Raw genomic sequence first — 26,299 nt, 5'->3', positions numbered from 1 at the left:
CTCAGCCTCCCGCCAGATCGATCTTGGGCAGCAGGCTCGCATCGGTCACGAAACGCTGCAGACTCTTCTTGTCCAGCGCGAACTGGTAGGCATCATCCGGATCGATCTCATTGCGCTGCACGGCCTCCAGCAATGCCTGATCCAGCAACTGCATGCCCTGGGTGCGCCCGGTCTGCATCTGTGTCGGGATCTGGTGCACCTTGTCGGTCATGATCATCTTGGCGATGGCCCGGTTGATCACCAAGGTCTCCACCACCGCCCGGCGGCCACGCCCGTCGGCGGACTTGACCAGGGTCTGGGTGATCACCCCGTGCAGGTTCTGGGACAGGAAGGTTTTGCCCTGTTCCCGCTGCTCCAGGGGCAGGCTGTCCAGGATCCGGTCGATGGTCTTCACGGCCGATGTGGTATGCATGGTGCCCAACACCAGGTGCCCGGTTTCCGCCGCGATCATGGCCATGATCATGGAGTCCACGTCCCGCAGTTCCCCCACCAGGATCACGTCCGGGTCCTCGCGCAGGGCATTGCGCAGCCCGTGGGCGTAGCTGGGGACATGATTCCCCACCTCGCGCTGGATCACCTGGGCGCGCTTGCTCCGGTGCACGAACTCCACCGGGTCCTCCAGGCTGATGATGTTGACTGCCCGATGGGTATTGATGTAGTCGATGATGGCCGCCAGGGTGGTGGACTTGCCGGTACCGGTGGAGCCGGTGACCAGCACCATGCCCTGATGATGTTCGATCAGCTGCTTGACCACCGAAGGCAACCCCAGGCTGTCCAGATCCGGGGCCTGCGCGGGGATATGGCGAAAGGTGGCGCCGATGCCGGTTGCCTTGCGGAAGAGATTGGCACGGAAACGCCCCACCTCCTCCGTCACGTAGGAGAAGTCCAGATCATCGCCCTCGCTGAAACGCTGTTTCTGGGCCGGCGTGAGGATCTCCATGATGTAGGTTTCCAGCTCCCGGGCCGCCAGGTCGCGAAAACGGATGGGCATGATGTCCCCGTTCATGCGCAGCAACGGCGGCAATCCCACCGCCAGATGAAGGTCCGAGCACCCCTGCTCGCGGGCCAGCTTGAGAAAGGCATCAATTCTGGGCATGCAGTACCTCGCGCACCTGAACCATGGTCTGGTAACGTGCCTCCGGGTCCACCGCCATCATCCGCGCCACCACCTCGGCCAACCCGGGGTCTATCGCGGAGTTCAGCTCTGACAGGGACGTCGCCTTTCCCTGGACATGCTGATACATGATCGATACCTGGTCCTCCCCCAGGTAGGGCGGGCGTCCCGCCAGCATCTCGTAGAGCATCACCCCCAGGGCATAGATATCCGAGCGCGTCGACACCGGCTGCCCCAGGACCTGTTCCGGGGCCATGTACTTGGGTGTCCCGATGAGGATGCCGGTTCGAGTCAGGCGGGTATCGCCCGCCCCGGTGACCGCGGCCACCCCAAAGTCCACGATCTTGAGGATGTCCCGACCGTTGATAAGCACGTTGCCCGGCTTGAGGTCCCGATGTATGACACCCACCTCGTGGGCCGCGGACATGCCGGCCGCGATATCTTCCGCATAGCGCAGGGCGCGGGACACCGGCAGCGGACTGGTTTTCTGCAGAATGGCCCCCAGGGTGGAAGAGGGAAAATACTCCATGGAAATGGCCAGGGCACCCTGTACCACCAGGAAATCATGGATGCGGATGACGTTCTCGTGGGTAATCTTGCGCGACAGACGCAACTCCTGAATGAAGCGTTTGATCATCTCCTCGTCGGCGGCCAGTTGGGGATTCATCACCTTGAGAATGATGGTTTCCGAGATCATGGTGTCTTCCATGAGCAGGACGGTTCCGAACGCCCCCTTGCCGACCCGGCGGACGAAGCGATAGCGATCCCCCAGCAGGTCTCCGGGTTCCAGGGCATTCAGATCCAGGGCGGACTGCCCCGCGGCCCTTGCCGGGCGGGCCATCTGGCGCACCGTCCCGGTGACACGGCTCCCTGTATCGTCTCCCAGCATGGAGGTGACCTCATCCGTGAGCAGGGTCCGCTCCATCACGGCGCCCCCATTGCCGTTGAGGGCAAACCGGTTGCTCAGACGGGTCGAGACATCCCGGCCGGTGATTTCCAGTTCGCCCTCGGTCCCCGAGGCATGCCGTGTTATCGCCTGCAGAATGCGCTGCACATTGGAAGAATCCGCCAGCGCCTCCAGGGCCTGGACCGCGTCCAGGCGGATGGCATCACTGGCCACGGCCAGCTGTTTGAGCAACGGCTCCACGGCACGGTCATCCTTGAGCTTGGCCAGGGCACGGATGACGGCGGGCGCCGCCCTGGTATCCCGTTCCATCAGATCGATCAGCGCCGGTACCGCCGTCTGGTGCCCCATATCCCCCAGGGCATCCACCGCCCGCTCCCTCACCCACCAGTCCGAATCATCCAGGGCCGACATGAGATGCCCCAGCGCCCCCTCGTCACGGGTGGCATTGAGGATCTCCACGGCGGAGCGGCGAATGAACTCATCATCATCCCGCAACAGTTCCACCACCGCCCTGACCACCCGCGGGCCGCCGATCCTGGCCAGGGCATCGGCGGCCCGCGCCCTCACCCACCAGTCCTCATCCTTCACCGAGTTCAGCAACAGCTTCACGTCACGGGTGCTACCGATGCTGTTGAGGACTTCCACCCCGGCCCGACGGGCATATTCGGACTCATCCCGAAGAACCGGCAGCAAGTGGGTGATGGTATCGGGATCATGACGGCGAATCACCGCGTCCACGGCCTGCTCCTGAATACCCAGGTCCGGGTCCCGCAAAAGACCGCACAGGAGCGCCAGGTCCACGCTGACGCCCCGTTCCACCAGGGCTGCCAGCGCGGCCTGACGCACGCCCTTGTCGGCGTCGTGCAGGGCGTGCTCCAGGGCCTTGCGGGCCTGTGGCACATCAAAGCGGCCCAACACCTTCACCACCAGCCGTCGCATCGCCGGATCCTTGCCCGAGGCACGGTTGACCAACTCGGGGATCATGGCCGGCTCGGCCACCGCCTCGATGACCTGGAACAGGGCATTGCGTGCCGCCGGCTGCAGCTGGTGGGCAATGCGCAGCAGGACGCCGCCGTCCAGGCGGTCCTGCTGGGCGGTGAGGGCCTGGATCAGCGGCGCCTTGGGCAATGCGGGGTCGTTGAAGGCCTCGGCCAGAAGATGAGGGTCGTAACCTCGACCATGGCTGAGCAGGTGCGTGATCCGCGCCGTTCCGCGGGGACCCGCATCCGTCAGACGGGACAGGAGCACGGGCAGGGTTGACGGGTCCAGCAAGCCGTCGAGCATCCATTCAATGGCTCTGACTCCGGCGTCATCCGCACTCAGCAGCATGGGTACCAGACGCTCCACGGCGGGCACGCCCAGAGCCTTGAGCTTGTTCCGCAGGTGCAACGCGTCCGTGCTGTCCAGATCCCTTGCCTGCAGCAGCCGCGCAATCAGCCGCTCCGCACGAAAATCAGCCAGAAAACTCATGGGACGCATCATCCGCCGTCAGCTCTTCCACCCGCACGATATAGGCCTTGCTGACGAGTGCCACGGTCTCATCGGGCAGGAAAAGCCGCACGAAGCGCTGATCGAAGATGTTGATGTAATCGTACAGACGGGCATTACCCGGGGGCAGAACCTCCTGGATGGTACCTTCCAGGCAGGAACCGTCCATGAGATGAAGGCGAGCCTGCAGACAGGAGGCACAACCGGCTTCAAGCCGGGCAACTTGTGCCGAATATTCCAGACGGACCACGGCATGCTTGTTGTAGAAACGCAGTTCACCGGATCGGCTACGCATCACGAAGAAGGCATCACTGCCGTTCAGCATTTCCGCCGGTTCTTCCTCGCCGTCGTGCCGGCTGCTTTGCAAGTGAACGAAGATCTCTCCCAGAACCAAACCATCCGGGTGTACCCAGACCTTCACCGGAATGCGTTTTTTAGGGATTTTCAGAGCATCGCTAGCCATCATGTCTCCAGAATATCAGGGGCGCTCCGAAAAGGCCGCGCCGCCGCCGACCATCCCCACGGGATAATGGGTCAGTATGCAGCAATCACCCGCTTTTTTTTCACCGCCGGCCGCCTGGAATCCCACGTCTGTTAACAAGATCGCAATAACTCGGCCATGGGAGCATCTTGACAGCACTCGTGAAACAAATGACACTCGTTCTTGTTTGCAGTCCGCTTACCGGACTTCCTTCCAGTCTCGGCCCAGCATCCCTTGCCCATCACTACCCAAGGAGTGATTCACCCCATGGTCAAAGCAACCTTCCAAAAGCCGGCTGCCCTGTTCGTGGCCTGTGCGCTGGCATTCACCCTGCCCGCGCCGGCCCTGGCCCAGGGTGAGGTCAACGTCTACTCCGCCCGTCAGGAAGCACTCATCAAACCCCTGATGGACGAGTTCACCGAACAGACCGGCATTCGCGTCAACATCGTCAGCGCCCAGGCCGACGCCCTGCTGCAGCGCCTGCGCAGCGAGGGCCGCAATACCCCGGCCGACGTGCTCATCACCGTGGATGCGGGCAACCTGAACAGCGCCAAGGCCGCCGGCGTCCTGCGCCCCATCGAGTCGGCGGTGCTCAACGAGGCCATTCCCGAAAGCTACCGTGACGCGGAGGGCTACTGGTACGGCCTGTCCATGCGCGCCCGCCCCATCATGTACGTCAAGGGCAAGGTGGATCCGGCCGACCTGTCCACCTACGAGGCCCTGGCGGACGAAAAGTGGCGCCGCAGCATCTGCATCCGTTCCTCCAGTAACGTGTACAACCAGTCCATGACCGCTTCCATGATCATCGCCAACGGCGAAGCCGAGACGGAAAGCTGGGCACGGGGCCTGGTGGCCAACATGGCCCGTCCGCCCATGGGCGGCGACCGGGATCAGATCCGGGCAGCGGCGGCGGGACAGTGCGACCTGGCCATCGCCAATACCTACTATCTTGGTCAGATGCTCAATTCCGATGATAACGCAGAGCGCACTGCCGCGCAGTCCATCGGCGTGTTCTGGCCAAACCAGGATGACCGGGGCGTACACGTGAACGTGAGCGGTGCCGGCGTGGTGACCCATTCCCGCAATACCGACAACGCCGTCAGACTGATCGAGTTCATGGCCAGCGACAGTGCCCAGCGCTGGTATGCGGAAGCCAACCAGGAATACCCGGTCAAGCCCGGCGTGGAATGGAGCGGCACCCTGACGGAACTGGGTGAATTCCAGGCCGACGCGGTCAACCTGGGCATGCTGGGTGACTTCAACGCCGCCGCCGTGCGGCTGATGGACCGGGCCGGCTGGCGCTGAGTCGTACCCTTCTCCCCTCACGGGGAGAAGGGTATTCAAGGAATGCCCGACACCTCCCATTCCGTCACTCCCGCGAAAGCGGGAGCCCAGGGCTTTAACAGTTTTGAGGCAATGACCGCCCCGGAATACCCCCTAAGTGGGAATCAGTCCGAGGATCATTTGTCATTCGGCCAATACCCAGTAGACTATGCCCCTTCCGAAGCGCCGACCCATCGTTGCCACGCCATGACCAGCCACCCGACGACCCCATGAGGACTGACCCGGTATCCCGACAAGGGTGGTTCTCGTCAAGCCGTCTCAAGCGTCCCGATGCCTGGAGCCTGGGCGTCCCCCTGATCGCCGCCATCCTGGCCCTGCCGGTGCTGGTGATCTTTGCCCATGTCTTCATCCCGGCCTCCGACGTCTGGCTGCATCTGCGCCAGACCGTGCTGCAGGACTACGTCACCAATTCCCTGATCCTGATGGCGGGGGTGGGGGTGGGGGTCCTTCTGATCGGCATCCCCACCGCCTGGCTGGTGAGCATGTGCGATTTCCCCGGTCGACGTCTGTTCGAGTGGGCACTGCTGCTGCCCCTGGCCATGCCGGCCTACATCATCGCCTACACCTACACCGGCATGCTCGATTTCGCCGGCCCGGTACAGACCCAGCTGCGGGAGTGGACCGGCTGGGGCTGGGGCGACTACTGGTTCCCCCAGATCCGTTCCCTGCCGGGGGCCATCATCATGTTGTCCCTGGTGCTCTACCCCTACGTCTACCTGCTCAGCCGCGCCGCCTTCCTGGAACAGTCCGTCTGCGTGCTGGAGGTCTCCCGCACCCTGGGCGCCGGCCCCTGGGCGGGCTTTCGTCGCGTGGCCCTGCCCCTGGCCCGACCGGCCATCATCACCGGCCTGTCCCTGGCCCTGATGGAGACCCTGGCAGACTACGGCACGGTGCAGTATTTCGGCATTCCCACCTTCACCACCGGCATCTTCCGCACCTGGTTCGGCCTGGGTGACCCGGGCGCCGCCGCCCAGCTGGCCGGCATCATGATGACCTTCGTGCTGGTGTTGATCGTGCTGGAGCGCTATTCCCGACGCCGCGCCCGTTTCCACCACACCAGTGCCCGCTATTCCCGTCTGCCTCGCTACCGGCTGCGGGGCGTGCACCTGGCCGGCGCCCTGGTGGTCTGCGCCCTGCCCATCATCCTGGGCTTCGTGATTCCGTCCGGACAGTTGCTGCAGTGGGCCTTGCGCACCCCGCACATGTGGATGCGGCCGGAGTTCCTGGGCCTGGTGTGGAACAGCGTCTCCCTGGCCGCCATCGCCGCCGTGCTGGCGGTGGCCCTGGCCCTGGTGCTGGCCTACGGCAAGCGGCTGCGCCCCTCCCTGCCGGTGAACGGCGCGGTGCGGGTGGCCGGAATGGGCTACGCCATCCCCGGCACGGTCATTGCCGTGGGGGTGATGCTGCCCTTTGCCTGGATCGACAACACCATCGACGGCTGGATGCGGGATGCCTTCGGCATCTCCACCGGCCTGATCCTCTCCGGCACCCTGGTGGCCCTGGTGTTCTCCTACTGCGTGCGTTTTCTGGCCGTCTCCCTGCAGACGGTGGAGGCGGGCCTGGCCAAGATCAAGCCGTCCATGGATGATGCCGCCCGCTCCCTGGGCACCCCACCCCGGCAGGTCCTGAGCAAGATCCACATGCCCATCATGCGGGGCAGCCTGCTCACCGCGCTCCTGCTGGTGTTCGTGGACGTCTTGAAAGAACTGCCGGCCACCCTGATACTGCGCCCCTTCAACTTCAACACCCTGGCGGTGCGCGCCTTCGAGCTGGCCTCGGACGAGAGGCTGGCGGATTCCGCCAGCGCGGCCCTGGCCATCGTCCTGGCGGGGATCATCCCGGTGATCCTCATCAGCCGCACCATCAGCCGTTCCAGACCCGGACATGACACGCCTGCTTGAAATCGACCACGTCAGCGTGGGCTATGACGGTACCACCGTTGTCCACGACGTCAGCCTCGCCCTGAACAAGGGGGTCATCGGCTGCCTGCTGGGCCCCAGCGGCTGCGGCAAGACCACGTTGCTGCGCACCATCGCCGGTTTCGAGCCGGCGAGTGCGGGGCAGGTGCTGCTGGACGGCCGGGTGGTGAGCCAGGCTGGCTGGACTCTGCCCCCGGAGCGGCGTCAGGTGGGCATGGTGTTCCAGGATTTCGCCCTGTTTCCCCATCTGACGGTGGCGGAAAACATCGCTTTCGGCATCCGCGGCCAGTCCAGCCGGGCCCGGCGGGAGCGGGTCACGGAGCTGCTGCGGCTCATCGGCCTGCCGGACTACGGCCCGGCCTACCCCCACGCCCTGTCCGGCGGGCAGCAGCAGCGCATCGCCGTGGCCCGCGCCATGGCGCCCAGACCCAGGCTGCTGTTGCTGGACGAGCCCTTTTCCAACATGGACGTGGAACTGCGCGAGGGCCTGGCCCGGGAGGTCCGCGCCATCCTCAAGCAGGAAGACATCACCGCCATGCTGGTCACCCATGACCAGAACGAGGCCTTTGCCTTTGCCGACCGCATCGCCGTCATCAACGCCGGCCGGGTGCTGCAATGGGACACCGCCTACAACCTCTACCACAAGCCCGCGGCCCGGTTCGTGGCGGATTTCATCGGTCAGGGCAAGATGCTGACGGGGACCGTACTCAACGAGCACGAGGTGGAGACCGAGCTGGGGGCCATCACCGGCATGATCCCGGAGGCCTGCCGACCCGGCGATCCGGTGGACGTGCTGGTCCGCCCCGACGACATCCTGCCCGATGACGGCAGCAGGATCTTCGGCGAGGTCACCGACAAGGCCTTCCGCGGCGCCAATTTCCTCTACACCCTGCGTCTGGGCAGCGGCGACACCGTACTGTGCCTGGCCCCCTCCCACGAGAACTACGCCCTGGGAGAACGCATTCCCCTCAAGCTGGGTTTCAATCACCTGGTGATCTTTCCCCGCTGAACCGGGTCATGCCCCTGACACCCGGGTATCCACGGTGCCCCACAGATCCAGCTTGCGCCCGCTCAGGCGAACGCCCCGACCGTGGATCAGCACCTGCCCCGCGCCCGGCAGGAGGGTGATGCCGCCGCCACCGGTCCGAATCCGGATCGGTGCCGTGCCCAGGGGCTCGATCCTGAGTCCCCGGCCAGCCATGACCCGCAGATCCCCCGCCACTCGCCATTGCAGCCCGCCATGGGCCACATGCAGCACCAGATCCCCTCCGGCCAGCAGGCGCACCTCCCTGCCCGCCCGAACGCGAAGATCCTTCCGGGCCGTCATCGAGAGATTTCCCCCGGCCGAGGCCCGCAACCCCTTCGCGGACCGGACCTGCATGTGCCCATCGCCTTGCCGCAGCACGGAACCACGGACCTGCTCCACTTGCCCGCCACCGATGCGGGTGTTCATGTCGCCACCACCGCGCACATGCAGACAGCGCCCGGCGCGGATGATCAGAGCGCCCTCCCGACAGACCAGGGACAGCAAGTGCCCTTCCGTCCCCGCCTCCAGTGACAGCCAGTGCCGTTCACCCGCCGTATGCAGGCGCAGCACCGGCGCATCCCGGTGATCATCCATCAACAGAGTCAGCCCGCCCGGGGTTTGATAACGATGGGCGGCCGGGTATTCCCCATTGACGGGCGAGGGATGGCGGGCATCCGGGAAGGCCCCGTCCAGGACCGCAAAGCCATCGGGATCCCCTCCCAGACAGACCAGCATCAACCGCTGCCCGGGATGCCAGGGGGCATGCCAGCCGCCGGCGGATCCCGTGGTCCCGGGTGGGGCCGCGTAAGGGATCATGCGATCCAGCCACGGCGTCACGGACACCGGATCGGTTTCCGCCTCCAGCCGTACCCTGTAGCGCCCGACGCCATCCAGCCGCGGCCCGGCGACCGGCCCCGGGCCGCCCGCCACCTCCACCGGCAACAGATCCGGCACCGTCCAGGAACGCCTGGGCTCCGGTGGCCGCCAGGGCAGATCCCGGGGTGCCAGTGCCATCCGGCCCAGATAGTTGAGCCGACCGTCGTCCCCGGCGATGGCATGATGCTGCACGGCCGTCACCAGCCAGGCCCCCTCGAGGGCGGAACGGCCGGGGATATCCCCGAGCCTGCCCCATTCGCCCGCCCCGGGCCCCAGAACCGTGGTCTCCAGCGCCAGGGTGCGATGCCGGCAACACGCCCGCTCCGCCAGTAACCGGGCGCGGTGGTCCAGCGCCTCCACCGTATGCAGCCCATACCCGATCCGGTCCTGCACCCCCTCTCCGCGGCCGGTCAGTGCCGAGGCACGGTAGGCACGGCCGTCCGCCAGTCGTCCGGTGACGGTGAAACAGCCCGGCACCGGACGGATCCGTTCATGGACGGACAGCACGCCGGGCGGCTGCCGGCTCCAACCGCCGGACTGACCCCGCCAGGTCCACTCCGTGGGTGCAGCCGGCGTCAGCCCGGCCGGATCATCCACCAGCACCAGCGTTTCCAGGCCATGTCCCGAAGTGACATGCCAATGGATGCCCGCTCTGGCCAGCACCCGATTCAACAGGCTCAGATCCGACTCGTCGGCCTGCAGGATGCCGGCGCGACGGGGGTAGGCATGCATCAGCCGTTCACTCTGCAGGCGAACTCCCGCCGCCGCCAACAGGCGTTCCGCCAGATCGGGCGGACTCAGATCGCTGAACAGGCGGGTGCGCCGAGTCAGGGCAAGCCGGTAAAGGCGGGAGCGCAGCAGCACGCGAAAACGATGGGGGGCAGCCCAGGTGACATCCAACCCTGGGACGGGACCACACGCACACAGGATGCCGTCGAACACCTTGCGGGCGCCGTGTGCATCGGACACTTCCAGGCGGGCAGGGGCACCCAGCCTGCCCGGATACTCGACACCGGGCCCGATGACCTCCAGCAACACCCGCCAGACCCCGCTGAGGGATTCCGAACCCCGCAGCGACATCACCGGCAGGGATCGACCGGCAATGACGAGACGGGCCTGGACAGGCAGACAGGGTAAGGCTCTGGACATGGTCAGCCTCCTTGCCGACGATGGGACGGGCATTGCGTTGTATGATCCTCCTGAACGCATCACCGGATCAACCGACTTCGCGCAAAATGATGAACACCCCGAGTCCTCCCACCGATGCACAACCCCGCCTGGGCTGGCGGGAACGCATCGCCCTCCCCGATCTGGGGCTGGCCGGCATCACCTGCAAGGTGGATACCGGCGCCCGCACCTGCGCCCTGCACGCCTTTTACGTGGAACCCTTTACGCGGGACGGACAGCCCTGGGTGCGTTTCGGCGTGCATCCCCTGCGACGACGGCGGGACGTGGTGGTGGACTGCCAGGCCCCGGTGGCGGACCGGCGGGTGGTCACCGACTCCGGCGGTCACCGCCAGCAACGCTATGTGATCCGCACCCCGATCATCATCGGCGAACGGACCCATGCGGTGGAAATCACCCTCACCAACCGGGATACCATGAGCTTTCGCATGCTGCTGGGCCGCAACGCCCTGCAATGCGCCGCCTATCTGGTGGATTCCACCGCCTCCTGGCTGGCCGGCGAGCCCCGTGCCGGGGCCGATCGGCCCCCATGAAATAAAACTGTAAAAATGCGCCCCGAAGGGCTTTAAAAATCGCTGCCGAAGGGGTATCTTTGCGCCCGTTCCCGGCCGTGTCCGGGGGCACATGTCAGGCCACAGAGGACTTCGTGTTCGTATGGACAGTTGCTGTACAACTTGCACACGCGTGACGACCATTTCGGGTCCGGCATGGGTGTGGTGCAGCGTCCGTCGAGACGAGTTCCCCGCCACGGTCATCTGACCGTCCGGGGCTCCCGGTCCCGACGCGCCGAACCCCATCCAGGGCACGTACGGGAGCCCCCCAACTTACGCATGAATCACAGCCGCCACCAGGGCGGTGTTTTTCGTTAGGGGTTCATGCGGCTTTTCTTCCCGTCGTGTCATGACTTCCACCCGAAACCGGTTCACGAACCCAACCGGATACCCTTGCAGCATGCCCCCGGGGGCAGGAAGGAAAAGTAGACATGAACAATCTGATGAACAACGCAGCCACCCCCTTCGAAGCGGCCAACGACGCCATCCACGCCCTGCCGTGGACCGATGCGGCCTTGGAGACGGTGGGTACGGCGGTGCGGATGGGAGAATACGGCGCGGCGCGCCTGCGGTTTCTGAAGCTGGCTGAACAGTCCCAGATCCGGGTGCTGCTGGATATCTCGCAAAAGGATGCGATTCGTCTGGCCGGGGGGCTGCCCACCTATACGGTGGCCCGCCTGTTCGAACAGCTCCCCCGCCCCCTGGGCCGGGCCATCGTGCAGTCCCTGCCGGAAGTGAAGCGGCAGGGCGTGGTGGTCATCCTGAACCACCGCCGCAGCCGCTCCCCCCGGCAGCAGGCCATGGGCTGATGTTGTCCCGCCCTTCTTCCCCGTCGGGGAAGAAGGGCCTTTCCCCCCTTGCCCAAGCCCGTGCAAAGCCTCAAGCTTGGCCCGCCTTTTCCAAGCCTGAAGCCCTGCATGAAAATTGCCATTCTCTCGCGAAACTCCCGCCTGTATTCCACCCGCCGGCTGGTCGAGGCCGCCAAGGCCCAGGGACATCAGGTCCAGGTTCTGGACCCCCTGCGCTGCTACATGAATATCACCTCCGACAAGCCCAGCATCCACTACAAGGGGTGCGAGCTGACCGGTTTTGATGCCGTGATCCCCCGCATCGGCGCCTCCATCACCTTCTACGGCACCGCCGTGCTGCGCCAGTTCGAGATGATGGGGGTGTTTCCGGTGAACGAATCCGTGGCCATCAGCCGCGCCCGGGACAAACTGCGCTGCCTGCAACTGCTGTCCCGGGAAGGGATCGGCCTGCCGGTCACCGGCTTTGCCCATTCCCCGGACGACATCGACGACCTGCTGCGGGAGGTGGAAGGCGCACCGCTGGTGATCAAGCTGCTGGAAGGCACCCAGGGGGTGGGGGTGGTGCTGGCGGAAACCCGCAAGGCCGCCGAGAGCGTCATCCAGGCCTTCATGGGCCTGCGCCAGAACATCCTGGTGCAGGAGTTCATCAAGGAGGCCGGCGGCACCGACCTGCGCTGTTTCGTGGTGGGCGGCAAGGTGGTCGCGTCCATGATGCGCCGGGCCAAGGAGGGGGAATTCCGTTCCAACCTGCACCGGGGCGGTACCCCGGAACCGGTGAAACTCACCCCCCAGGAACGGGCCACGGCGGTACGGGCGGCGAAGATCGTCGGCCTCAATGTCTGCGGTGTGGACATCCTGCGCTCCGACCGCGGCCCGGTGGTGATCGAGATCAACGCCAGTCCGGGCCTGGAGGGGATCGAAACCGCCTCGGGCATCGATGTGGCCGGCCGCATCATCCAGTTCATTGAGCAGAACGGCAAGCCCCACAGGACCCGCACCCGAGGCAAAGGCTGAACCCAGCCCCTTCCCGAACGGCGACCTTTGCGGCTAACCTGATAGGGAAACAAGACTCAGGACGCCGTCATTGATGACTGCCCATCACCCGCCTGCCCGATGCCATGCCCCGATCAGGCGCCCGCTGTCCGCCCTCATCCTCCTGCTGGGCCTGCTCCCCGGCCTGGTCCTGGGGGCTGAGCCCCGCATCCGCATCTCCGATGTGGGTGACGAGATCACGGACAACATTCGCGCCCATCTGGGCCTGGCCCGGGAGGGATGCGATCTTCCCGAATGGCGGGAACGCCCCCTGCTGCGCGCCGCCGACCGGGAAATCCGCGGCGCCCTGCGAGCCCTGGGCTATTACGAGCCCCGCTTCAGCCTGGACTTCCGTCGCGACGAGGCCTGCTGGTCTCTGGACGTGGAGCTGGAACCCGGTCCCCCGGTACGGGTCCGCAACCTGGACATCCGCATCATCGGCGAGGCGGAACAGGATCCCACCTTCGCCGACCTGGTCCAATCTCCTCCCATCCGTCCCGGCGACCGTCTGCGCCACGACCGCTACGAGCAGATCAAGGGCAATCTCAACCGCCACGCGGCGGCACGGGGCTATCTGGATGCCCGCATCACCACCAGTCAGATGCGGGTGGACATCCGGGAACAGGCAGCGGATCTGGTGATCCATCTGGAGAGCGGCCCCCGCTATTTCCTGGGCCCGGTCACGCTGGAGCAGGACACCTTTCATGACCGGCTGGTGCGCAGGTTCATCCCGTTCGAACAGGGGGATGTCTATGACAGTCGCCGCCTGATCAGTATGCAGCAGGCCTTCATGAACAGCGGCTATTTCAGCGACGTGCGCGTGGACCCCCGCACCGATGAGGCAGAGGACCTGGAGGTCCCCATTCACGTCACCCTGACCCCACGCAACAAGTGGTCTTACCTGGCAGGGGTCGGGGCCAGCACCGACAAGGGACCGCGCGTGCGCCTGGGGGTGGAAAACCATCGCGCCAACCGCGCCGGCCACCGCTATCACGCCGAACTGGAAGTCTCATCGGTGAATACCCAGGTAGGGATCGGCTATGAGATCCCCTTGGGTGACCCGGCCCGGGAACGCATCAACCTGACCGCCGGCTATCAGAGCGAAAACACCGACACCTCCGAGAGCGACATCTATAGTCTGGGCATCGCCCATCTGCGACAACTCCCCTCCGGCTGGATCCAGACCCGGTCCCTGACATTCGAGCGCGAAGACTATGAAGTAGCAGACGTTCGCGACAGCACCACCCTGCTGATGCCCGGATTCCAGATGTCCCGTGTCCAGGCGGATCATCCCATCTTCCCTCGCCAGGGCTGGCGCCTGAATTTCAGTCTCAGAGGTGCTTCCGAGGATCTACTGTCCTCGATCAGCTTCGCCCAGGCTACCGGCCGCGCCAGGTATATCATGCCCCTGGGAGAAGGACGCCTGCTGCTACGGGCCGATGCCGGCACCACCGCCGTACAGGACTTCGCCAAATTGCCCGCTTCCCTTCGTTTCTTCGCCGGCGGCGACAACAGTGTGCGCGGCTACGGCTACCAGAAACTGGGTCCCACCAACGACGACGGCGACATCATCGGCGGCCGCCACATGGCCAGCGGCAGCATCGAGATGGACTACCCGTTCGCGGAACAATGGAGCGTGGCCGTGTTTGCCGACGGCGGCAACGCATTCAATGATCTCAATGAATGGAATGCCCGCTACGGGATCGGTGCCGGGGTACGCTGGCGCTCCCCCATCGGCCCCATCCGGGTGGACATCGCCCATCCCATCGACGGCGATGACAACTTCCGTCTACACCTGACCATGGGAATGGATCTGTGATCCGGCGTCTTCTTGCGGCACTGTTGCTGATCGTTCTGCTGCTGTTCACCCTGTTCACCTTTCTGGTGGGCACCGGTTCCGGCGCCCGGCTACTGGCGCAGGTGGGTGGCGGCTTCATCCCCGGAGAACTGGAAATCGGGCACCTGGAAGGCAATCTGCTCAAGGGTCTGACCGCCCGGGATGTCCGGTATCGTCACGACGCCCTCACCGCCGAGCTGGCCCACCTGGAGGCCCGGGTGGCCCTGTTGCCGCTGACCGGACTGCGAGTCGAGGTTCTCACGCTGCAGGCGGCGGAGCTGGACCTGACCCTCACCCCGGACCCGGATGCCCCGCCCGCCGACGCGCCTTTCAGCCTGCCCGACTCGATCCCCATGCCGGTGGTGGTGAACCTGTCCGATGGCCACATCCGGCAGATCCGGTTTCGCACCGACCCCGAGGCCGAACCGCTGATCGTGGACAGCCTGCGCCTGTCCCTGCATCTGGATCAGGCGCGGGTACTGATCCGCCGCCTGGCCGTGGACAGCCCCCTCGCCAACATCCTGGCCGCGGGTCACATCGGACTGGCCCTGCCCTACCCGATGGAACTGGGGGTGGACTGGCATCTGCCCCTGCCCGAGGCTGCCGGTGAGTTCCTGCCCGACGCCGATCAGGCCCGGGGGCAACTCGTCACCCAGGGAGACCTGGCCCGACTGACACTCCGCCACCAGGTCTTTGCCCCCTTGAGCCTGGTCACCGAGGGTGATATCCACGATCCCGTCACCGACCTGGTCCTGGACCTGACCCACCACTGGCAGGCCCTCACGGTCACCCTGGCGCAAGACCAGATCCTGTCCGTGGCGGAAGGCCGACTGGTGACCCGGGGCCGACCCGATGCCTATGTCCTGGACCTGGACACCGCCGTCACCCTGGACCCATGGCCCTCCCTGGCCCTGACCCTGAACGCCGAAGGGGATACCCGAACCCTGCGCCCGGCGCCGCTCTCAATTCGCAGCGAAGCCGGTGACCTGGACCTGAGCGGCCGGATCGACTGGCACGAGGGCCTGTCCTGGGTCCTGGATCTTCGGGGCCGGAACCTGGAGCCCGGCCGGTTTGTCGCCGATCTGCCAGGCCGGCTGCAGCTGGCACTGGGCAGCGAAGGCCGCCTGGACGACACCCTGGGCGTCGTGACCCGGGTGGACCTGCGGGAGCTGTCCGGCACCCTGCGGGAGTTCCCCGTGCGCGGTCAGGGCCGGATCGACGTCGCCGGCAACCGTCTGACATCCCCGGGCCTGCAACTGGCTGTGGGAGATAACCGTCTCGATGCCAGGGGCGAGGTCGCCGAGCGTCTGGACCTGGCCTTTGATCTGCAGGCACCGGACCTGCCGGGCCTGTGGCCCGGACTCACCGGCCGCTTGCAGGCCCGCGGCCAGGTCCAGGGTCCGCTGGACAGTCCGCGGATCACCGCCACGGCCCAGGGCCAGGGCATGGGTTACCACGATCTGGCCCTGGGCCGGATGGACCTGGACCTGCGGGCCGGCCTTTCACCGCAAAGCCCCCTGGCACTGAACCTGAGCGTCGAGGCCCTGCGCCTGGGTGAGGCCCTGAACCTGACACGCCTGACCCTGGCGGGTGAGGGTCGGGGTGATGACCACCGGATCCGTCTGGATCTGGATGCGGATCAGGGCAGACTGGGCCTGAGCCTGGCAGGCAGTCTGACGGCCACTGACCCGTTGGACTGGCGTGGCCGCCTCACCCGTCTCAACCTGGATCAGCCTCTGGCGGGCGCCTGGCAGCTGGAAGCCCCCGTCCCCTTGCAGGCTTCGGCAAGCAACGCCGCCCTGGGACAGCTCTGCCTGCTGCAGGACGAGGCCCGCCTCTGTCTGGACGGCACCTGGTCCGACCGCGACGGTGGCCGGGGCCAACTGACCCTGTCGGATCTGGCCCTGGATGGTCTGGCGCCGCTACTGCCGCCGAATCTGCGGCTGGACGGCTACCTGGATGCCCGGGCCGACCTGCGCCTGGATCAACAGCTGCAACTGGAGGCCCGGATCCTGCCCGGCGACGGCAATCTTCGTGTACTGGGCCTGGAGGGGGATGAGCAGATCATCCCCTACCAGCAGGCCCGGGTGGATCTGCGGATCGAAGACCGGGACGTCGAGGCCGCCCTGCAGTTCGGCTTTCTGGAGGGGGGCACCGTCAGCGCCCAAGTCGCTGCCCGGCCCCGGGCGGACGGAGAACTGACCCTGGCGGGCAATGCCCGGGCAGACCTGACGGAACTGCGCTGGCTGGAGATGCTGGCACCCCAGATCCGGGAACCGGCGGGCCGGATCGGCGCGGACGTGGACCTGGCCGGCACCCTGTCCAATCCCTTGATCGATGGCCGGATCACCCTGAGCGATGGCCGCATGGACGTTCCGGACCTGGGCATCACCCTGGATGAACTGACCCTCACCGCCCGCAACGACGGAACGGAACGCCTGGTACTGGATGGCAGCGTGCGCTCCGGCCCCGGGCGCCTGACCCTGGACGGCCATGTCCAACTGGACCCTGACAACCGTTACCCGGTCAACCTGAACATCCGGGGTGATCGCTTCCAGGCGGCGCGCCGTCCCGACGTGGACCTGCTGATCAGCCCGGACCTCCGCGTCACCGTGCTGGGTGAACGGGTCATCGTCCGGGGCGACCTGACCATTCCCGAGGCCACCCTCACCCTGCTGGAGCTGCCTCAGCAGGCGGTCTCGGTGTCCCGGGACGAGATCATCCTCGATACCGATGCCGAGGAAACTCTGCCCCTTCAGGTGATCGCCCGGGTACGCCTGATCCTGGGTGACCAGGTTCGCATCAGCGGCTTCGGCCTGGAGGCGCGACTCAGCGGCAACATGATGGTTCAGGAGACGCCGGGGATGTCCACACGACTGATCGGTGAAGTGCGGGTGGATGAAGGGCGCTACAGGGCCTATGGCCAGGATCTGACCGTGGAGCGCGGGGTGCTCCTGTTCCAGGGACCACCGGAAAACCCCGGCCTTAATCTAAGGGCCTCCCGTCGCATACCGGTTCATGACGTGTTGGTGGGCATCGAAATCATCGGCACCCTGGAGGAACCCCGTTCACGGGTCTTCTCCGATCCGACGATGGAAGACAGCGAAGCCCTCGCCTTTCTGGTCACCGGTCGCCCCCTGTCCGGTGGCAGCGAGACGGACGCCGGCGCCATTGCCTCGGCCATTGCCATGTTCGGTATCGAACGGGGCGCCTTCATCACCGACCGTATCGGCCGGCAACTGGGCCTGGACGAATTCGCGGTGGACACCGGCACGGACCTGGATGATGCCGCCCTGATGATGGGACGCTATCTCTCCCCCAGGCTGTATCTGCGCTATGCGATGGGGTTGTTCCAACAGAGCTCCACAGTGATGCTCAATTATCAGCTCTCCCGGACCCTGAGCCTGGAAACCAGATCCAGCACCGACTCCCAGAGCATGGACCTGATCTTTCGCCGGGAGCGGTGAGCCGGCCGGCGCAGCCTCGATCCACCAACACCACGGGAATCCGAAAATATGTCCAAGCTGACCTTCCTGGGCGCCACCGGCGAAGTCACCGGTTCGCGCTATCTGCTGGAAGTCGGGCAAAACCGCCTGCTGCTGGAGTGCGGCATTCAGCAGGGCGGTGCCGAGGCCGACAAGGCCAACCGCCGCTCCCTCGCTCACCTGGCCGGGACCCTGGATGCCGTGATTCTCTCCCACGGACACCTGGACCACGCCGGCCTGCTGCCCAAGCTGGTACGGGACGGCTTTCAGGGCTCCATCCACTGCACCGATTCGACCCTGGAACTGCTGGAAATCATGCTCAGGGACGCCGCTCACGTCATGTCCAAGGACATCGAATGGGAGAACAAGTGGCGGGAACGGGCAGGCAAGCCCCTGCTTGAACCCGTTTACACCCAGGATGACGTGGACGCCACCCTGGCACTCTGCCGGCCCCAGCCCTACGGTCGCGCGGAGTCCGTGACCCCGAACGTGCAGCTGACCTTCCGCGACGCGGGTCACATACTCGGCTCGGCCATTGTGGAATTGATCCTGGATGACGGTGGACGCAAGCGGCACCTGGTATTTTCCGGAGATCTGGGCAACCCGGACTCGGCACTGATGCACACACCGGCCCAACCGGAACATGCCGACGTGGTGCTCATGGAGAGTACCTACGGTGATCGGGATCACCGTCCGCTGGCGGATACCCTGGAGGAACTGGCACAGATCCTGGCCCAGGCGGACCGGGATGGCGGCAACGTACTGATCCCCGCCTTTGCCGTGGGACGCACCCAGGAAATCCTCTACCACCTGGGCATGCTCTACCACCAGGGCCGCCTGCCCCAGCAGAAGGTCTTTCTGGACAGCCCCATGGGCATTCAGGTCACGGAGCTCTATGCCAGGCGCCGCAACGCCCTCAACGGCAAGGATCTCAAGAAACTCCGTCAGGCTTCCGGGGAACCCCTGGAAGCGTCACTGCCGATCCTTCAGTTCACCCGTCGGGTGGAAGAGTCCATGGCCATCAACCGGATCAAGTCCGGGGCCATCATCATCGCCGGTGCCGGCATGTGCACCGGCGGGCGTATCCGCCACCATCTCAAGTACAACCTGTGGCGCAAGCAGAACCACGTGGTGATCGTGGGCTTCCAGGCCCGGGGCAGCCTGGGACGCATGTTGGTGGACGGCGTGGAGCGGGTCAAGCTGCTGGGCAGCGACGTGGCGGTCAAGGCCCGGATACACACCCTGGGCGGTTTTTCCGCCCATGCCGGGCAGAGTCAGCTGGTGGGCTGGGCCAAGGGCTTCAAGGGCAAACCGGTGTTCTACATGGTTCACGGAGAACCCCAGGCCCGGGATGCCCTGGCCGAGTTGCTGCGCAAGGCGCATGGCATCGATGCCCGGGTACCGGAGTACGAGGAAACGATCACCCTTTAGCCGGGGGAGGGGCTGGGTCCGCCCCCCATCCCCGACCCTTCTCTCCCAAACCTACCGCTTCACCTGCAACTGGGAAATGTCCCGCACCGCCCCCCGGGCCGCGGAAGTGGCCATCAGGGCATAGGCCTTGAGTGCCTGGCTCACCACCCGCTGCCGATCCGCCGGCTGCCAGGCCTTTCCGCCCCGCTGCTCCATGGCGACCCGCCGACGCTCAAGCTCCGCATCCTCCACGGCAATGCGGATCACCCGCGCCGGGATATCGATCTCGATGATATCCCCCTCCTCCACCAGACCGATGTTGCCGCCCTCGGCGGCTTCCGGCGACACGTGCCCGATGGACAGACCCGAGGTGCCACCGGAAAAACGGCCGTCCGTCACCAGGGCACAGGCCTTGCCCAGCCCCTTGGATTTCAGGTAACTGGTGGGGTAAAGCATCTCCTGCATCCCCGGCCCGCCGCGGGGGCCTTCATAACGGATGATCACCACATCCCCCGCCTTCACCTGATCCCCCAGGATCGCCGCTACGGCATCGTCCTGACTTTCGAACACCCGGGCAGGACCGGAGAACTTCAGAATGCTCTCGTCCACGCCGGCGGTCTTGACGATACAGCCCTCCGGGGCCAGATTGCCGTAGAGCACCGCCAGCCCGCCATCCTGGGAATAGGCATGGGCCACTGAACGAATGCACCCACCCGTCCGGTCCAGATCCAGGGCGTCCCAACGCCGGGACTGGGAAAAGGCCTCCTGGGTGGGCACACCGCCGGGGGCGGCCAGGAAACGCTCATGGGCCTCGGCGGCATCGCTGCGGGCCACATCCCAGCGTGCCAGGGCATCGGCCAGGGTGGGACTATGGACGGTGGCCACGTCCCGATGCAGCAGCCCCACTTGATCCAGTTCCCCCAGGATGGCCAGCACGCCGCCGGCCCGGTGCACGTCCTCCATGTGATACTGCTGGGTGGCCGGGGCCACCTTGCAGATGTTGGGCACCTTGCGGGAGAGGCGGTCGATGTCCGCCATGGTGAAATCCACCTCCCCTTCCTGTGCCGCCGCCAGCAGGTGCAGCACGGTGTTGGTGGAGCCCCCCATGGCGATGTCCAGGCTCATGGCATTCTCGAAGGCCTCACGGGTGGCGATGGCGCGGGGCAACACGGAGGTATCATCCTGCTCGTAGTAACGCCGGGCCAGATCCACCACCAGGCGCCCCGCCTCCAGGAACAACTCCCGGCGCCCGGCATGGGTCGCCAGCAAGGAGCCGTTGCCGGGCAGGGACAGACCCAGGGCCTCGGTGAGACAGTTCATGGAATTGGCGGTGAACATGCCGGAACAGGAACCGCAGGTGGGGCAGGCGGAGCGCTCGTACTCCATCACGGTTTCGTCGCTCTCCTGGGGGTTGGCGGCGGCCACCATGGCGTCCACCAGGTCCAGACTGATGACCTGTTCGCCCCGGGTCACCTTGCCCGCCTCCATGGGGCCGCCGGAGACGAATACCACCGGGATGTTCAGCCGCATGGCGGCATTGAGCATGCCGGGGGTGATCTTGTCGCAATTGGAGATGCACACCAGGGCATCGGCGCAATGGGCATTGACCATGTACTCCACCGCGTCGGCAATCAACTCCCGGGACGGCAGGGAATAGAGCATGCCGCCGTGGCCCATGGCGATGCCGTCGTCCACGGCGATGGTGTTGAATTCCTTGGCCACGCCGCCGGCCTTCTCGATCTCGCGGGCCACCAGTTGCCCAAGGTCCTTGAGATGCACATGACCGGGGACGAACTGGGTGAACGAGTTGGCGATGGCGATGATGGGCTTGCCGAAGTCGCCGTCCTTCATGCCGGTGGCGCGCCACAGGGCGCGGGCGCCGGCCATGTTGCGACCATGGGTGGAGGTACGGGATCTGTACTGGGGCATGGTGAACTCCGAAGTGCTGCCAAGACCGTACAGTTTACACCTTCCACTGACCTATCCGTCACTCCCGCTTACCCGTCACTCCCGCTTACCCGTCACTCCCGTTTACCCGTCACTCCCGCGAAAGCGGGAGTCCAGAGGGTGTCCTTAGCACTGCTGGATTCCCGCTTTCGCGGGAATGACCCATAGAGAGGAATGACCCATAGAGGGGGAATGACCCACGGGGGGAACCTTTTCAAACCAGGCGATATCCTGTTAAACAAGGCAATGACCTGTTCAGACACATCCCCCAAATCCCGCACCATCCAATTAGGGAGATCCACCCCATGAGCATCACCCTCACTCTCGGCAACATCCAGTGCGGCGCCTGCGCCAACAGCATCAAAAAGGGCCTGGGACAACTGCCCGGCGTCGGACAGGTGGACGTGGACGTGGCCACGGGCGCCGTCACCGTGGACGCCGACCCGGCCTTGCGGGACACCCTGGTCGAGCGACTGACCGAACTGGGGTTCCCGGAAAAAAACGGATGAACATGTCCCAGCGACTCCTGGCGCTGCTGTCGACACTGCTACTGATCACCGCCTGCCTGCCCGCCCAGGAGCAGGACGGGCACGGGGCGGCGGCATCGGCCAACCCGGCCGTCATTTCCCTGCGCATCGGCGACCATCCCTTGACCGCCGAAGTGGCCGACACCGCCCCCCTGCGCGCCCGCGGACTCATGTTCCGGGAGTCCCTGCCCCCGGACCACGGCATGCTCTTCGTCTGGGAACAGCCCGAGCCGGTGGCCATGTGGATGCTCAACACGCCCCTGCCGCTGTCGGTCGCCTTCATCGACGAGCAAGGGCGGATATTGAACATCGCCCGAATGCAGCCCCACAGTCGAACCCTGCACCATTCCGCCGGCCCGGTCCGCTATGCCCTGGAGATGCGGCAGGGATGGTTCGAGGATCGCGGGATTCACCCCGGGCAGGCCGTGGCCGAATTGCCCCGTTGATCGGCCAAAACCGTCGTAAAACTTTACAAAAAAAGAACCACCTCCCAAGGCGGCACTATAAGTCGTTGTAATGAATAAAATTTAATAAATGGCTCAACTATTGCATAGTTAACAGGGCTGTATCTGTCATCATACGCCACGGAAAGGGACATAGCGGGGGAGTACCATTATGGACTCAGGCCGAGAATCCCATCACCGGCTGCTCTGGATCGATTGTTCCCATGCCCCAAGCCCACCGCCGCTGGGCAGTCACTGGTGCGTGCTGGCAGCCACCACCGTGGCAGAGGCAGAGGCGTTTCTGACTCAGGAGCATGTCCCGGTCGGCGCATTCCTTCTGCAGGCATCCACCCAGGCGCTCCTGCCGGACCTGGAGGCATTTCTGCGCCGCCACAGCGACACCGAATGGGTCGCCTTGGTGGAACCCACCCTGCTGTGGGAAACCCGAGTGAGGGAACTGCTGCGTCATTGCTGCCATGATTTTCACTCTCTACCCATCGACCCTTATCGCCTGCAAGTCGTCCTGGGTCATGCCGCCGGGATGGCCCAGCTGCTCCACACCCCCCCTCCCATCTCCGTCAAGCTCAAAGACAGCCCCTTGATCGGCGAAAGCCCGGCCATGCTTCAGGTGATGCGCACCATTGCCAAAGTGGCAAGGGTCAGCGCCCCGGTACTCATCACCGGGGAGAGCGGGACCGGTAAGGAGCTGGCGGCCCGAGCGGTCCATGACCAATCCCCTCGGGCTGACGGCCCCTTTGAGGCCATCAACTGCGCCGCCGTTCCCGCTTCCCTGATCCAGTCGGAACTTTTCGGTCACGAACGCGGCGCCTTCACCGGAGCGCACAAGGCCCGCGCGGGCCGGGTGCAGGCAGCCAATGGCGGCACGCTGTTTCTTGACGAAATCGGTGATCTGCCGTTGGAAGTCCAGGCAGCCCTGCTGCGATTCCTGCAAAACCAGACGGTTCAGAAAGTGGGCAGCGACCATGAGGAAAAGGTGGATGTCCGGGTGGTTGCCGCCACCCACGTGGACCTGGAGGCCGCGGTTCACTCCGGGCGTTTTCGGGAAGACCTCTACTACCGGCTGGACGTACTCCGTTTCGAAATGCCCCCGCTGCGGGAGCGGGGCTGCGACGCCGTACTGATGGCCAGGCATTTCTTCCGCAAGTTTTCCACCGACCGGGCCAGACCGGTGAAGGGGTTCAGCGCTGCCTCCCTGGAGGCCATCCGCGACCATCGCTGGCCGGGCAATGTTCGCGAGCTGATCAACCGCGTCCGACGGGCCCTGGTGCTCTGTGAACATCGCTTCATCCAGCCCTCGGACCTGGGACTGGAGGATGTCCTGGTCACCGCCTCCAGGCATGTCAGTCTTGAAGCCATTCGTGCAGACGCGGAACGCCAGGCCATTCAGGACGCCCTGCAGCTCTGCGAAGGCAACGTCTCCGCCGCCGCCCGCCGGCTCGGCGTCTCGCGCATCACGCTCTACCGACTGGCCCGCCGTCACGACATCCCGCTATCGGGACAGGAACCCACGCGGGAATCCATGTCAAGCCACCCCTGAATCACCCAGCCATGCAAGCGCCACTCGCCGCCACAGGAATGTCTGCATGTCAAAGTCCGTAAAATGCGTCTTGTCAGTCGCCGCTCCGCTCCTTTCCGTTTACCTCGCCTCCTCCGCGGCCTGGGCCCAGACCCCGGAAGCCGTCGGTGAACGCCCTCCCGAAGATCAGCGACAGGCGGACGTGGCGGCGGTCTTTGAAGAACGGGGCCTGCTCACGCCCAAAGGCCAATGGGTCATGGAACCCTCGCTGCAGTACGTGCACAGTTCATCCACCACCGTGGCCATCGACGGCTTCACCATCCTGCCGGCCATCGCCATCGGGCTCATCGACGTCAGCGAAGTGCAAAGGGATACCCTCACGGCGGCCATCGCCCTGCGGTATGGCCTGACCGACCGGATCGAAGTGGGCTTGCGGATCCCCTATGTCTGGCGGGATGAGTCCCTGCGGCGTCGGGAGATTTTGGTGGGTACTTCCGGCGATCAGATAGCCGGCTCCGACGGCAGCGGCCTGGGCGACGTGGAACTGGGCCTGCACTATCAATTCAACCGCGCCGTCACCGGCAAACCCTTCTTCATCGGCAATCTGCGGGTCAAGAGCACCACCGGGACATCACCGTTTGACGTGGAACGCAGGGAGATCACCAATGAAGAAGGTGAACGGATCACCGAAGTCTTCGTGGAGCAGCCCACCGGCTCTGGTTTCTGGGCCGTGCAGCCGAGCCTGACCATGATCTACCCCACGGACCCGGCCGTGATCTATGGCAATATCAGCTATCTCTGGAACGTGGAGAGGGACGTCGGTGGTGGTCAGGGCAAGATCGATCCCGGTGACGCTCTGGGATTGAGCATGGGTGTCGGCATCGCGCTCAACAACCGGACTTCCGTCAGTTTCGGCTATGACCACAGCATGGTCTTCAAGACCAAGCGGGAAATCGGGGAACCTCTGGATCCGGCTTTCGACCGTATTCAGGTCGGGACCTTCCTCTGGGGGCTGTCACACCGCCTGTCGGACCGGACCAGCATGAATGTCTCGGTGGGGATCGGAGCCACCTCGGCGGCACCGGACACTCAGGTATCCCTGCGTTTTCCAATGCGATTCTGACGATCACCGGAAAAGATCCCGGACAGGCAGATCCTCAATAGCCTCGCAACCCCTGAATCAAGCCGGCATCCATGACACGCTGCAATTCCATCCGGGACAGGTCCATGCCTGTCAGACCGATATTCATGATGGTGTGATTGGCGATCATCTGCTCATTGAGGGTATTCTGGATCACGGTGGCCCATCCGGCCCCTGAAAGCTGCTCGATCCGCATGCCGTCCAGCCCGGTCATGACATGGAGACCACCCAAGGCCTCAAGGCCCACTCGTGTGCCGGCCGAATCGAGCAGTACCGTATGCGCCACCACCTCTCCATTGATGGCGGTGATGCGCTCCAGACCCAGTGTCAGCTCAAAACCACCTCGCCGTACAAGCCCCCCGCGCTGCTCTGCCAGTTCAACATCAGGTACCCGTGCCCATTCAAGAGTATCCAGGAAGGAAGAAGGATCCGCCTTGAGGGGGGCGAATGGCGTTGCCGCCACCCACAGTAAGACGGCCATTCTTCCAACCATGCCATGCAGCACGTCACCCATATGCCCTCCTCAACTACCAGTCGGAAGCCCTGGGCAGGGACAGTAGGAAATTGGACAGCCCATCGCGTGCCAGTGCTGTCCCGTAGGGCGGTTTCGTGAGTGCTTCCCAGGACACCGGTGCATTGAACTGCTCACGACCGCGACTCACCTCGTCACGAATCAGGAATAGAATGTCGTTGCTCCAGATCTCCTTGAATCCGGCCTTGGAGTAATCCCGAATACCCAAGGCGGGGTCACCCAACAGCACTCGTTCATCACGAATCCCCTTGATCACGACGAAATGCCGATACCCATCGATATTCACCAGGGCAATGGCGGGAACCCCCAACTCCTCCAGTTTTTCCAGTGGTAGACGAAACCCATCCGAACCCAGGCCTTGACGCGTCTGTAGATAACGCTTCATGTCAAGCATGGAAAATCCCTGCTGTCTGATGCGCTCCTGATCTCCCATTTCAAACATGGCGTTGAACGTATCCTGTTCTGAAACAGGCCGACCATAGTGATAGGTCAGCAAGGTTGCCAGTGCCGCCGATCCGCAACTGAAATCATAGCGCTGGCGAACGACCGTCTTGAAACGCATGCCCTGCAGGCTGGTCACGCTCACTGGGTGACTTCCCACAAGGCCCGGCACATGCACCACCCCGGATGCCTGCAGACCCATGGGCCATGTCAGCACACCCCCACCGACCAGCATGACAAAAAAAAGAAGCCTCGCCGTCATGAGA

At 64.9% G+C, this 26,299-nt stretch carries 20 protein-coding genes; 13 read left to right on the top strand and 7 right to left on the bottom strand.

The features are described from left to right. Position 1: 1 nt before the first annotated feature. From LQD11_RS09505 to LQD11_RS09495, 3 genes are read right to left on the bottom strand one after another with little or no spacing between them, the layout of a single operon-like run. On the bottom strand, positions 2-1,096 hold the full coding sequence (locus LQD11_RS09505; protein WP_238617332.1) for a type IV pilus twitching motility protein PilT: 1,095 nt from the start codon (positions 1,094-1,096) through the stop codon (positions 2-4). Then, positions 1,083-3,491, bottom strand: coding sequence for a HEAT repeat domain-containing protein (locus LQD11_RS09500; RefSeq protein WP_238617331.1), 2,409 nt, complete (start codon positions 3,489-3,491; stop codon positions 1,083-1,085). The genes LQD11_RS09505 and LQD11_RS09500 overlap by 14 nt, the downstream gene beginning before the upstream one ends. Further along, on the bottom strand, positions 3,475-3,972 hold the full coding sequence (locus tag LQD11_RS09495) for a hypothetical protein (RefSeq protein ID WP_238617330.1): 498 nt from the start codon (positions 3,970-3,972) through the stop codon (positions 3,475-3,477). The genes LQD11_RS09500 and LQD11_RS09495 overlap by 17 nt, the downstream gene beginning before the upstream one ends. 285 nt (positions 3,973-4,257) lie before the next feature. Between LQD11_RS09495 and LQD11_RS09490 the strand changes: the two genes are divergently transcribed. From LQD11_RS09490 to LQD11_RS09480, 3 genes are all read left to right on the top strand, one after another. After that, complete coding sequence (locus LQD11_RS09490) at positions 4,258-5,295, top strand: Fe(3+) ABC transporter substrate-binding protein (protein ID WP_238617329.1); 1,038 nt, start codon at positions 4,258-4,260, stop codon at positions 5,293-5,295. Positions 5,296-5,543: 248 nt separating this feature from the next. Then, on the top strand, positions 5,544-7,235 hold the full coding sequence (locus LQD11_RS09485) for an ABC transporter permease (protein ID WP_238617328.1): 1,692 nt from the start codon (positions 5,544-5,546) through the stop codon (positions 7,233-7,235). Then, complete coding sequence (locus LQD11_RS09480; protein WP_238617327.1) at positions 7,219-8,262, top strand: ABC transporter ATP-binding protein; 1,044 nt, start codon at positions 7,219-7,221, stop codon at positions 8,260-8,262. Before LQD11_RS09485 ends, LQD11_RS09480 begins: the two co-directional genes overlap by 17 nt. A gap of 6 nt (positions 8,263-8,268) precedes the next feature. On the opposite strand, the gene LQD11_RS09475 is transcribed toward LQD11_RS09480, so the two are convergent. Then, positions 8,269-10,305, bottom strand: coding sequence for a type VI secretion system Vgr family protein (locus LQD11_RS09475; RefSeq protein WP_238617326.1), 2,037 nt, complete (start codon positions 10,303-10,305; stop codon positions 8,269-8,271). Between the two features lie 89 nt (positions 10,306-10,394). Between LQD11_RS09475 and LQD11_RS09470 the strand changes: the two genes are divergently transcribed. The 6 genes from LQD11_RS09470 to LQD11_RS09445 all read left to right on the top strand — a co-directional run bounded on the left by LQD11_RS09470 (position 10,395) and on the right by LQD11_RS09445 (position 19,486). Next, a complete protein-coding gene (locus tag LQD11_RS09470; protein WP_238617482.1) occupies positions 10,395-10,874 on the top strand; it encodes an ATP-dependent zinc protease family protein in 480 nt (159 codons plus the stop codon). Positions 10,875-11,323: 449 nt separating this feature from the next. Beyond that, positions 11,324-11,701 carry a hypothetical protein gene (locus LQD11_RS09465; protein WP_238617325.1) on the top strand — a complete coding sequence of 126 codons (378 nt, stop codon included), beginning with the start codon at positions 11,324-11,326 and terminating at the stop codon, positions 11,699-11,701. Between the two features lie 108 nt (positions 11,702-11,809). After that, complete coding sequence (rimK, locus tag LQD11_RS09460) at positions 11,810-12,715, top strand: 30S ribosomal protein S6--L-glutamate ligase (protein ID WP_238617324.1); 906 nt, start codon at positions 11,810-11,812, stop codon at positions 12,713-12,715. Positions 12,716-12,788: 73 nt separating this feature from the next. Then, positions 12,789-14,552, top strand: coding sequence for an autotransporter assembly complex protein TamA (locus LQD11_RS09455; protein ID WP_238617323.1), 1,764 nt, complete (start codon positions 12,789-12,791; stop codon positions 14,550-14,552). Continuing rightward, positions 14,549-18,037: a translocation/assembly module TamB domain-containing protein gene (locus LQD11_RS15695; RefSeq protein WP_338081481.1), complete on the top strand. Its 3,489-nt coding sequence runs from the start codon at positions 14,549-14,551 to the stop codon at positions 18,035-18,037. Before LQD11_RS09455 ends, LQD11_RS15695 begins: the two co-directional genes overlap by 4 nt. A gap of 48 nt (positions 18,038-18,085) precedes the next feature. Then, complete coding sequence (locus LQD11_RS09445) at positions 18,086-19,486, top strand: MBL fold metallo-hydrolase RNA specificity domain-containing protein (protein ID WP_238617322.1); 1,401 nt, start codon at positions 18,086-18,088, stop codon at positions 19,484-19,486. 51 nt (positions 19,487-19,537) lie between these two features. Here LQD11_RS09445 and ilvD read toward each other — a convergent pair whose 3' ends face one another. Beyond that, positions 19,538-21,394 carry a dihydroxy-acid dehydratase gene (gene ilvD, locus LQD11_RS09440; RefSeq protein ID WP_238617321.1) on the bottom strand — a complete coding sequence of 619 codons (1,857 nt, stop codon included), beginning with the start codon at positions 21,392-21,394 and terminating at the stop codon, positions 19,538-19,540. 323 nt (positions 21,395-21,717) lie between these two features. On the opposite strand from ilvD, the gene LQD11_RS09435 reads away from it, so the two are divergent. From LQD11_RS09435 to LQD11_RS09420, 4 genes are all read left to right on the top strand, one after another. Beyond that, the gene (locus tag LQD11_RS09435) at positions 21,718-21,921 is read left to right on the top strand and encodes a heavy-metal-associated domain-containing protein (RefSeq protein WP_238617320.1); all 204 of its coding nucleotides are present in this window, start codon (positions 21,718-21,720) and stop codon (positions 21,919-21,921) included. 2 nt (positions 21,922-21,923) lie between these two features. After that, positions 21,924-22,385 carry a DUF192 domain-containing protein gene (locus LQD11_RS09430; RefSeq protein WP_238617319.1) on the top strand — a complete coding sequence of 154 codons (462 nt, stop codon included), beginning with the start codon at positions 21,924-21,926 and terminating at the stop codon, positions 22,383-22,385. 169 nt (positions 22,386-22,554) lie between these two features. After that, complete coding sequence (locus tag LQD11_RS09425) at positions 22,555-23,940, top strand: sigma-54 dependent transcriptional regulator (RefSeq protein ID WP_238617318.1); 1,386 nt, start codon at positions 22,555-22,557, stop codon at positions 23,938-23,940. Between the two features lie 46 nt (positions 23,941-23,986). Next, positions 23,987-25,042 carry a transporter gene (locus LQD11_RS09420; protein WP_238617317.1) on the top strand — a complete coding sequence of 352 codons (1,056 nt, stop codon included), beginning with the start codon at positions 23,987-23,989 and terminating at the stop codon, positions 25,040-25,042. A 34-nt stretch (positions 25,043-25,076) separates the two neighbouring features. Here the strand turns inward: LQD11_RS09420 and LQD11_RS09415 are convergent, their stop codons facing one another. Together LQD11_RS09415 and LQD11_RS09410 are read right to left on the bottom strand one after the other, a co-directional pair. Further along, positions 25,077-25,541 (bottom strand): hypothetical protein, encoded by a 465-nt coding sequence (locus LQD11_RS09415; RefSeq protein ID WP_238617316.1) that lies wholly within the window; start codon positions 25,539-25,541, stop codon positions 25,077-25,079. A 46-nt stretch (positions 25,542-25,587) separates the two neighbouring features. Next, on the bottom strand, positions 25,588-26,295 hold the full coding sequence (locus LQD11_RS09410) for a C39 family peptidase (protein WP_420828262.1): 708 nt from the start codon (positions 26,293-26,295) through the stop codon (positions 25,588-25,590). Positions 26,296-26,299: the final 4 nt, after the last annotated feature.

The sequence above is a fragment of the Ectothiorhodospira shaposhnikovii genome, from assembly GCF_022227765.1.
In the GTDB taxonomy this organism is placed as follows: domain Bacteria; phylum Pseudomonadota; class Gammaproteobacteria; order Ectothiorhodospirales; family Ectothiorhodospiraceae; genus Ectothiorhodospira.
This window is presented reverse-complemented; position numbering and strand designations above follow the sequence as displayed.

Excerpts from the sequence above, each read along its gene's own strand:
- rimK (WP_238617324.1), top strand. The coding sequence starts at position 11,810 with ATGAAAATTGCCATTCTCTCGCGAAACTCCCGCCTGTATTCCACCCGC.
- LQD11_RS09500 (WP_238617331.1), bottom strand. The coding sequence starts at position 3,491 with ATGAGTTTTCTGGCTGATTTTCGTGCGGAGCGGCTGATTGCGCGGCTG.
- LQD11_RS09445 (WP_238617322.1), top strand. The coding sequence starts at position 18,086 with ATGTCCAAGCTGACCTTCCTGGGCGCCACCGGCGAAGTCACCGGTTCG.
- LQD11_RS09415 (WP_238617316.1), bottom strand. The coding sequence starts at position 25,541 with ATGGCCGTCTTACTGTGGGTGGCGGCAACGCCATTCGCCCCCCTCAAG.
- LQD11_RS09435 (WP_238617320.1), top strand. The coding sequence starts at position 21,718 with ATGAGCATCACCCTCACTCTCGGCAACATCCAGTGCGGCGCCTGCGCC.
- LQD11_RS09425 (WP_238617318.1), top strand. The coding sequence starts at position 22,555 with ATGGACTCAGGCCGAGAATCCCATCACCGGCTGCTCTGGATCGATTGT.
- LQD11_RS09420 (WP_238617317.1), top strand. The coding sequence starts at position 23,987 with ATGTCAAAGTCCGTAAAATGCGTCTTGTCAGTCGCCGCTCCGCTCCTT.
- LQD11_RS09430 (WP_238617319.1), top strand. The coding sequence starts at position 21,924 with ATGTCCCAGCGACTCCTGGCGCTGCTGTCGACACTGCTACTGATCACC.
- ilvD (WP_238617321.1), bottom strand. The coding sequence starts at position 21,394 with ATGCCCCAGTACAGATCCCGTACCTCCACCCATGGTCGCAACATGGCC.
- LQD11_RS09480 (WP_238617327.1), top strand. The coding sequence starts at position 7,219 with ATGACACGCCTGCTTGAAATCGACCACGTCAGCGTGGGCTATGACGGT.
- LQD11_RS09475 (WP_238617326.1), bottom strand. The coding sequence starts at position 10,305 with ATGTCCAGAGCCTTACCCTGTCTGCCTGTCCAGGCCCGTCTCGTCATT.
- LQD11_RS09505 (WP_238617332.1), bottom strand. The coding sequence starts at position 1,096 with ATGCCCAGAATTGATGCCTTTCTCAAGCTGGCCCGCGAGCAGGGGTGC.
- LQD11_RS09410 (WP_420828262.1), bottom strand. The coding sequence starts at position 26,295 with ATGACGGCGAGGCTTCTTTTTTTTGTCATGCTGGTCGGTGGGGGTGTG.
- LQD11_RS09490 (WP_238617329.1), top strand. The coding sequence starts at position 4,258 with ATGGTCAAAGCAACCTTCCAAAAGCCGGCTGCCCTGTTCGTGGCCTGT.
- LQD11_RS09470 (WP_238617482.1), top strand. The coding sequence starts at position 10,395 with ATGAACACCCCGAGTCCTCCCACCGATGCACAACCCCGCCTGGGCTGG.
- LQD11_RS09495 (WP_238617330.1), bottom strand. The coding sequence starts at position 3,972 with ATGGCTAGCGATGCTCTGAAAATCCCTAAAAAACGCATTCCGGTGAAG.
- LQD11_RS09465 (WP_238617325.1), top strand. The coding sequence starts at position 11,324 with ATGAACAATCTGATGAACAACGCAGCCACCCCCTTCGAAGCGGCCAAC.
- LQD11_RS09455 (WP_238617323.1), top strand. The coding sequence starts at position 12,789 with ATGACTGCCCATCACCCGCCTGCCCGATGCCATGCCCCGATCAGGCGC.
- LQD11_RS09485 (WP_238617328.1), top strand. The coding sequence starts at position 5,544 with ATGAGGACTGACCCGGTATCCCGACAAGGGTGGTTCTCGTCAAGCCGT.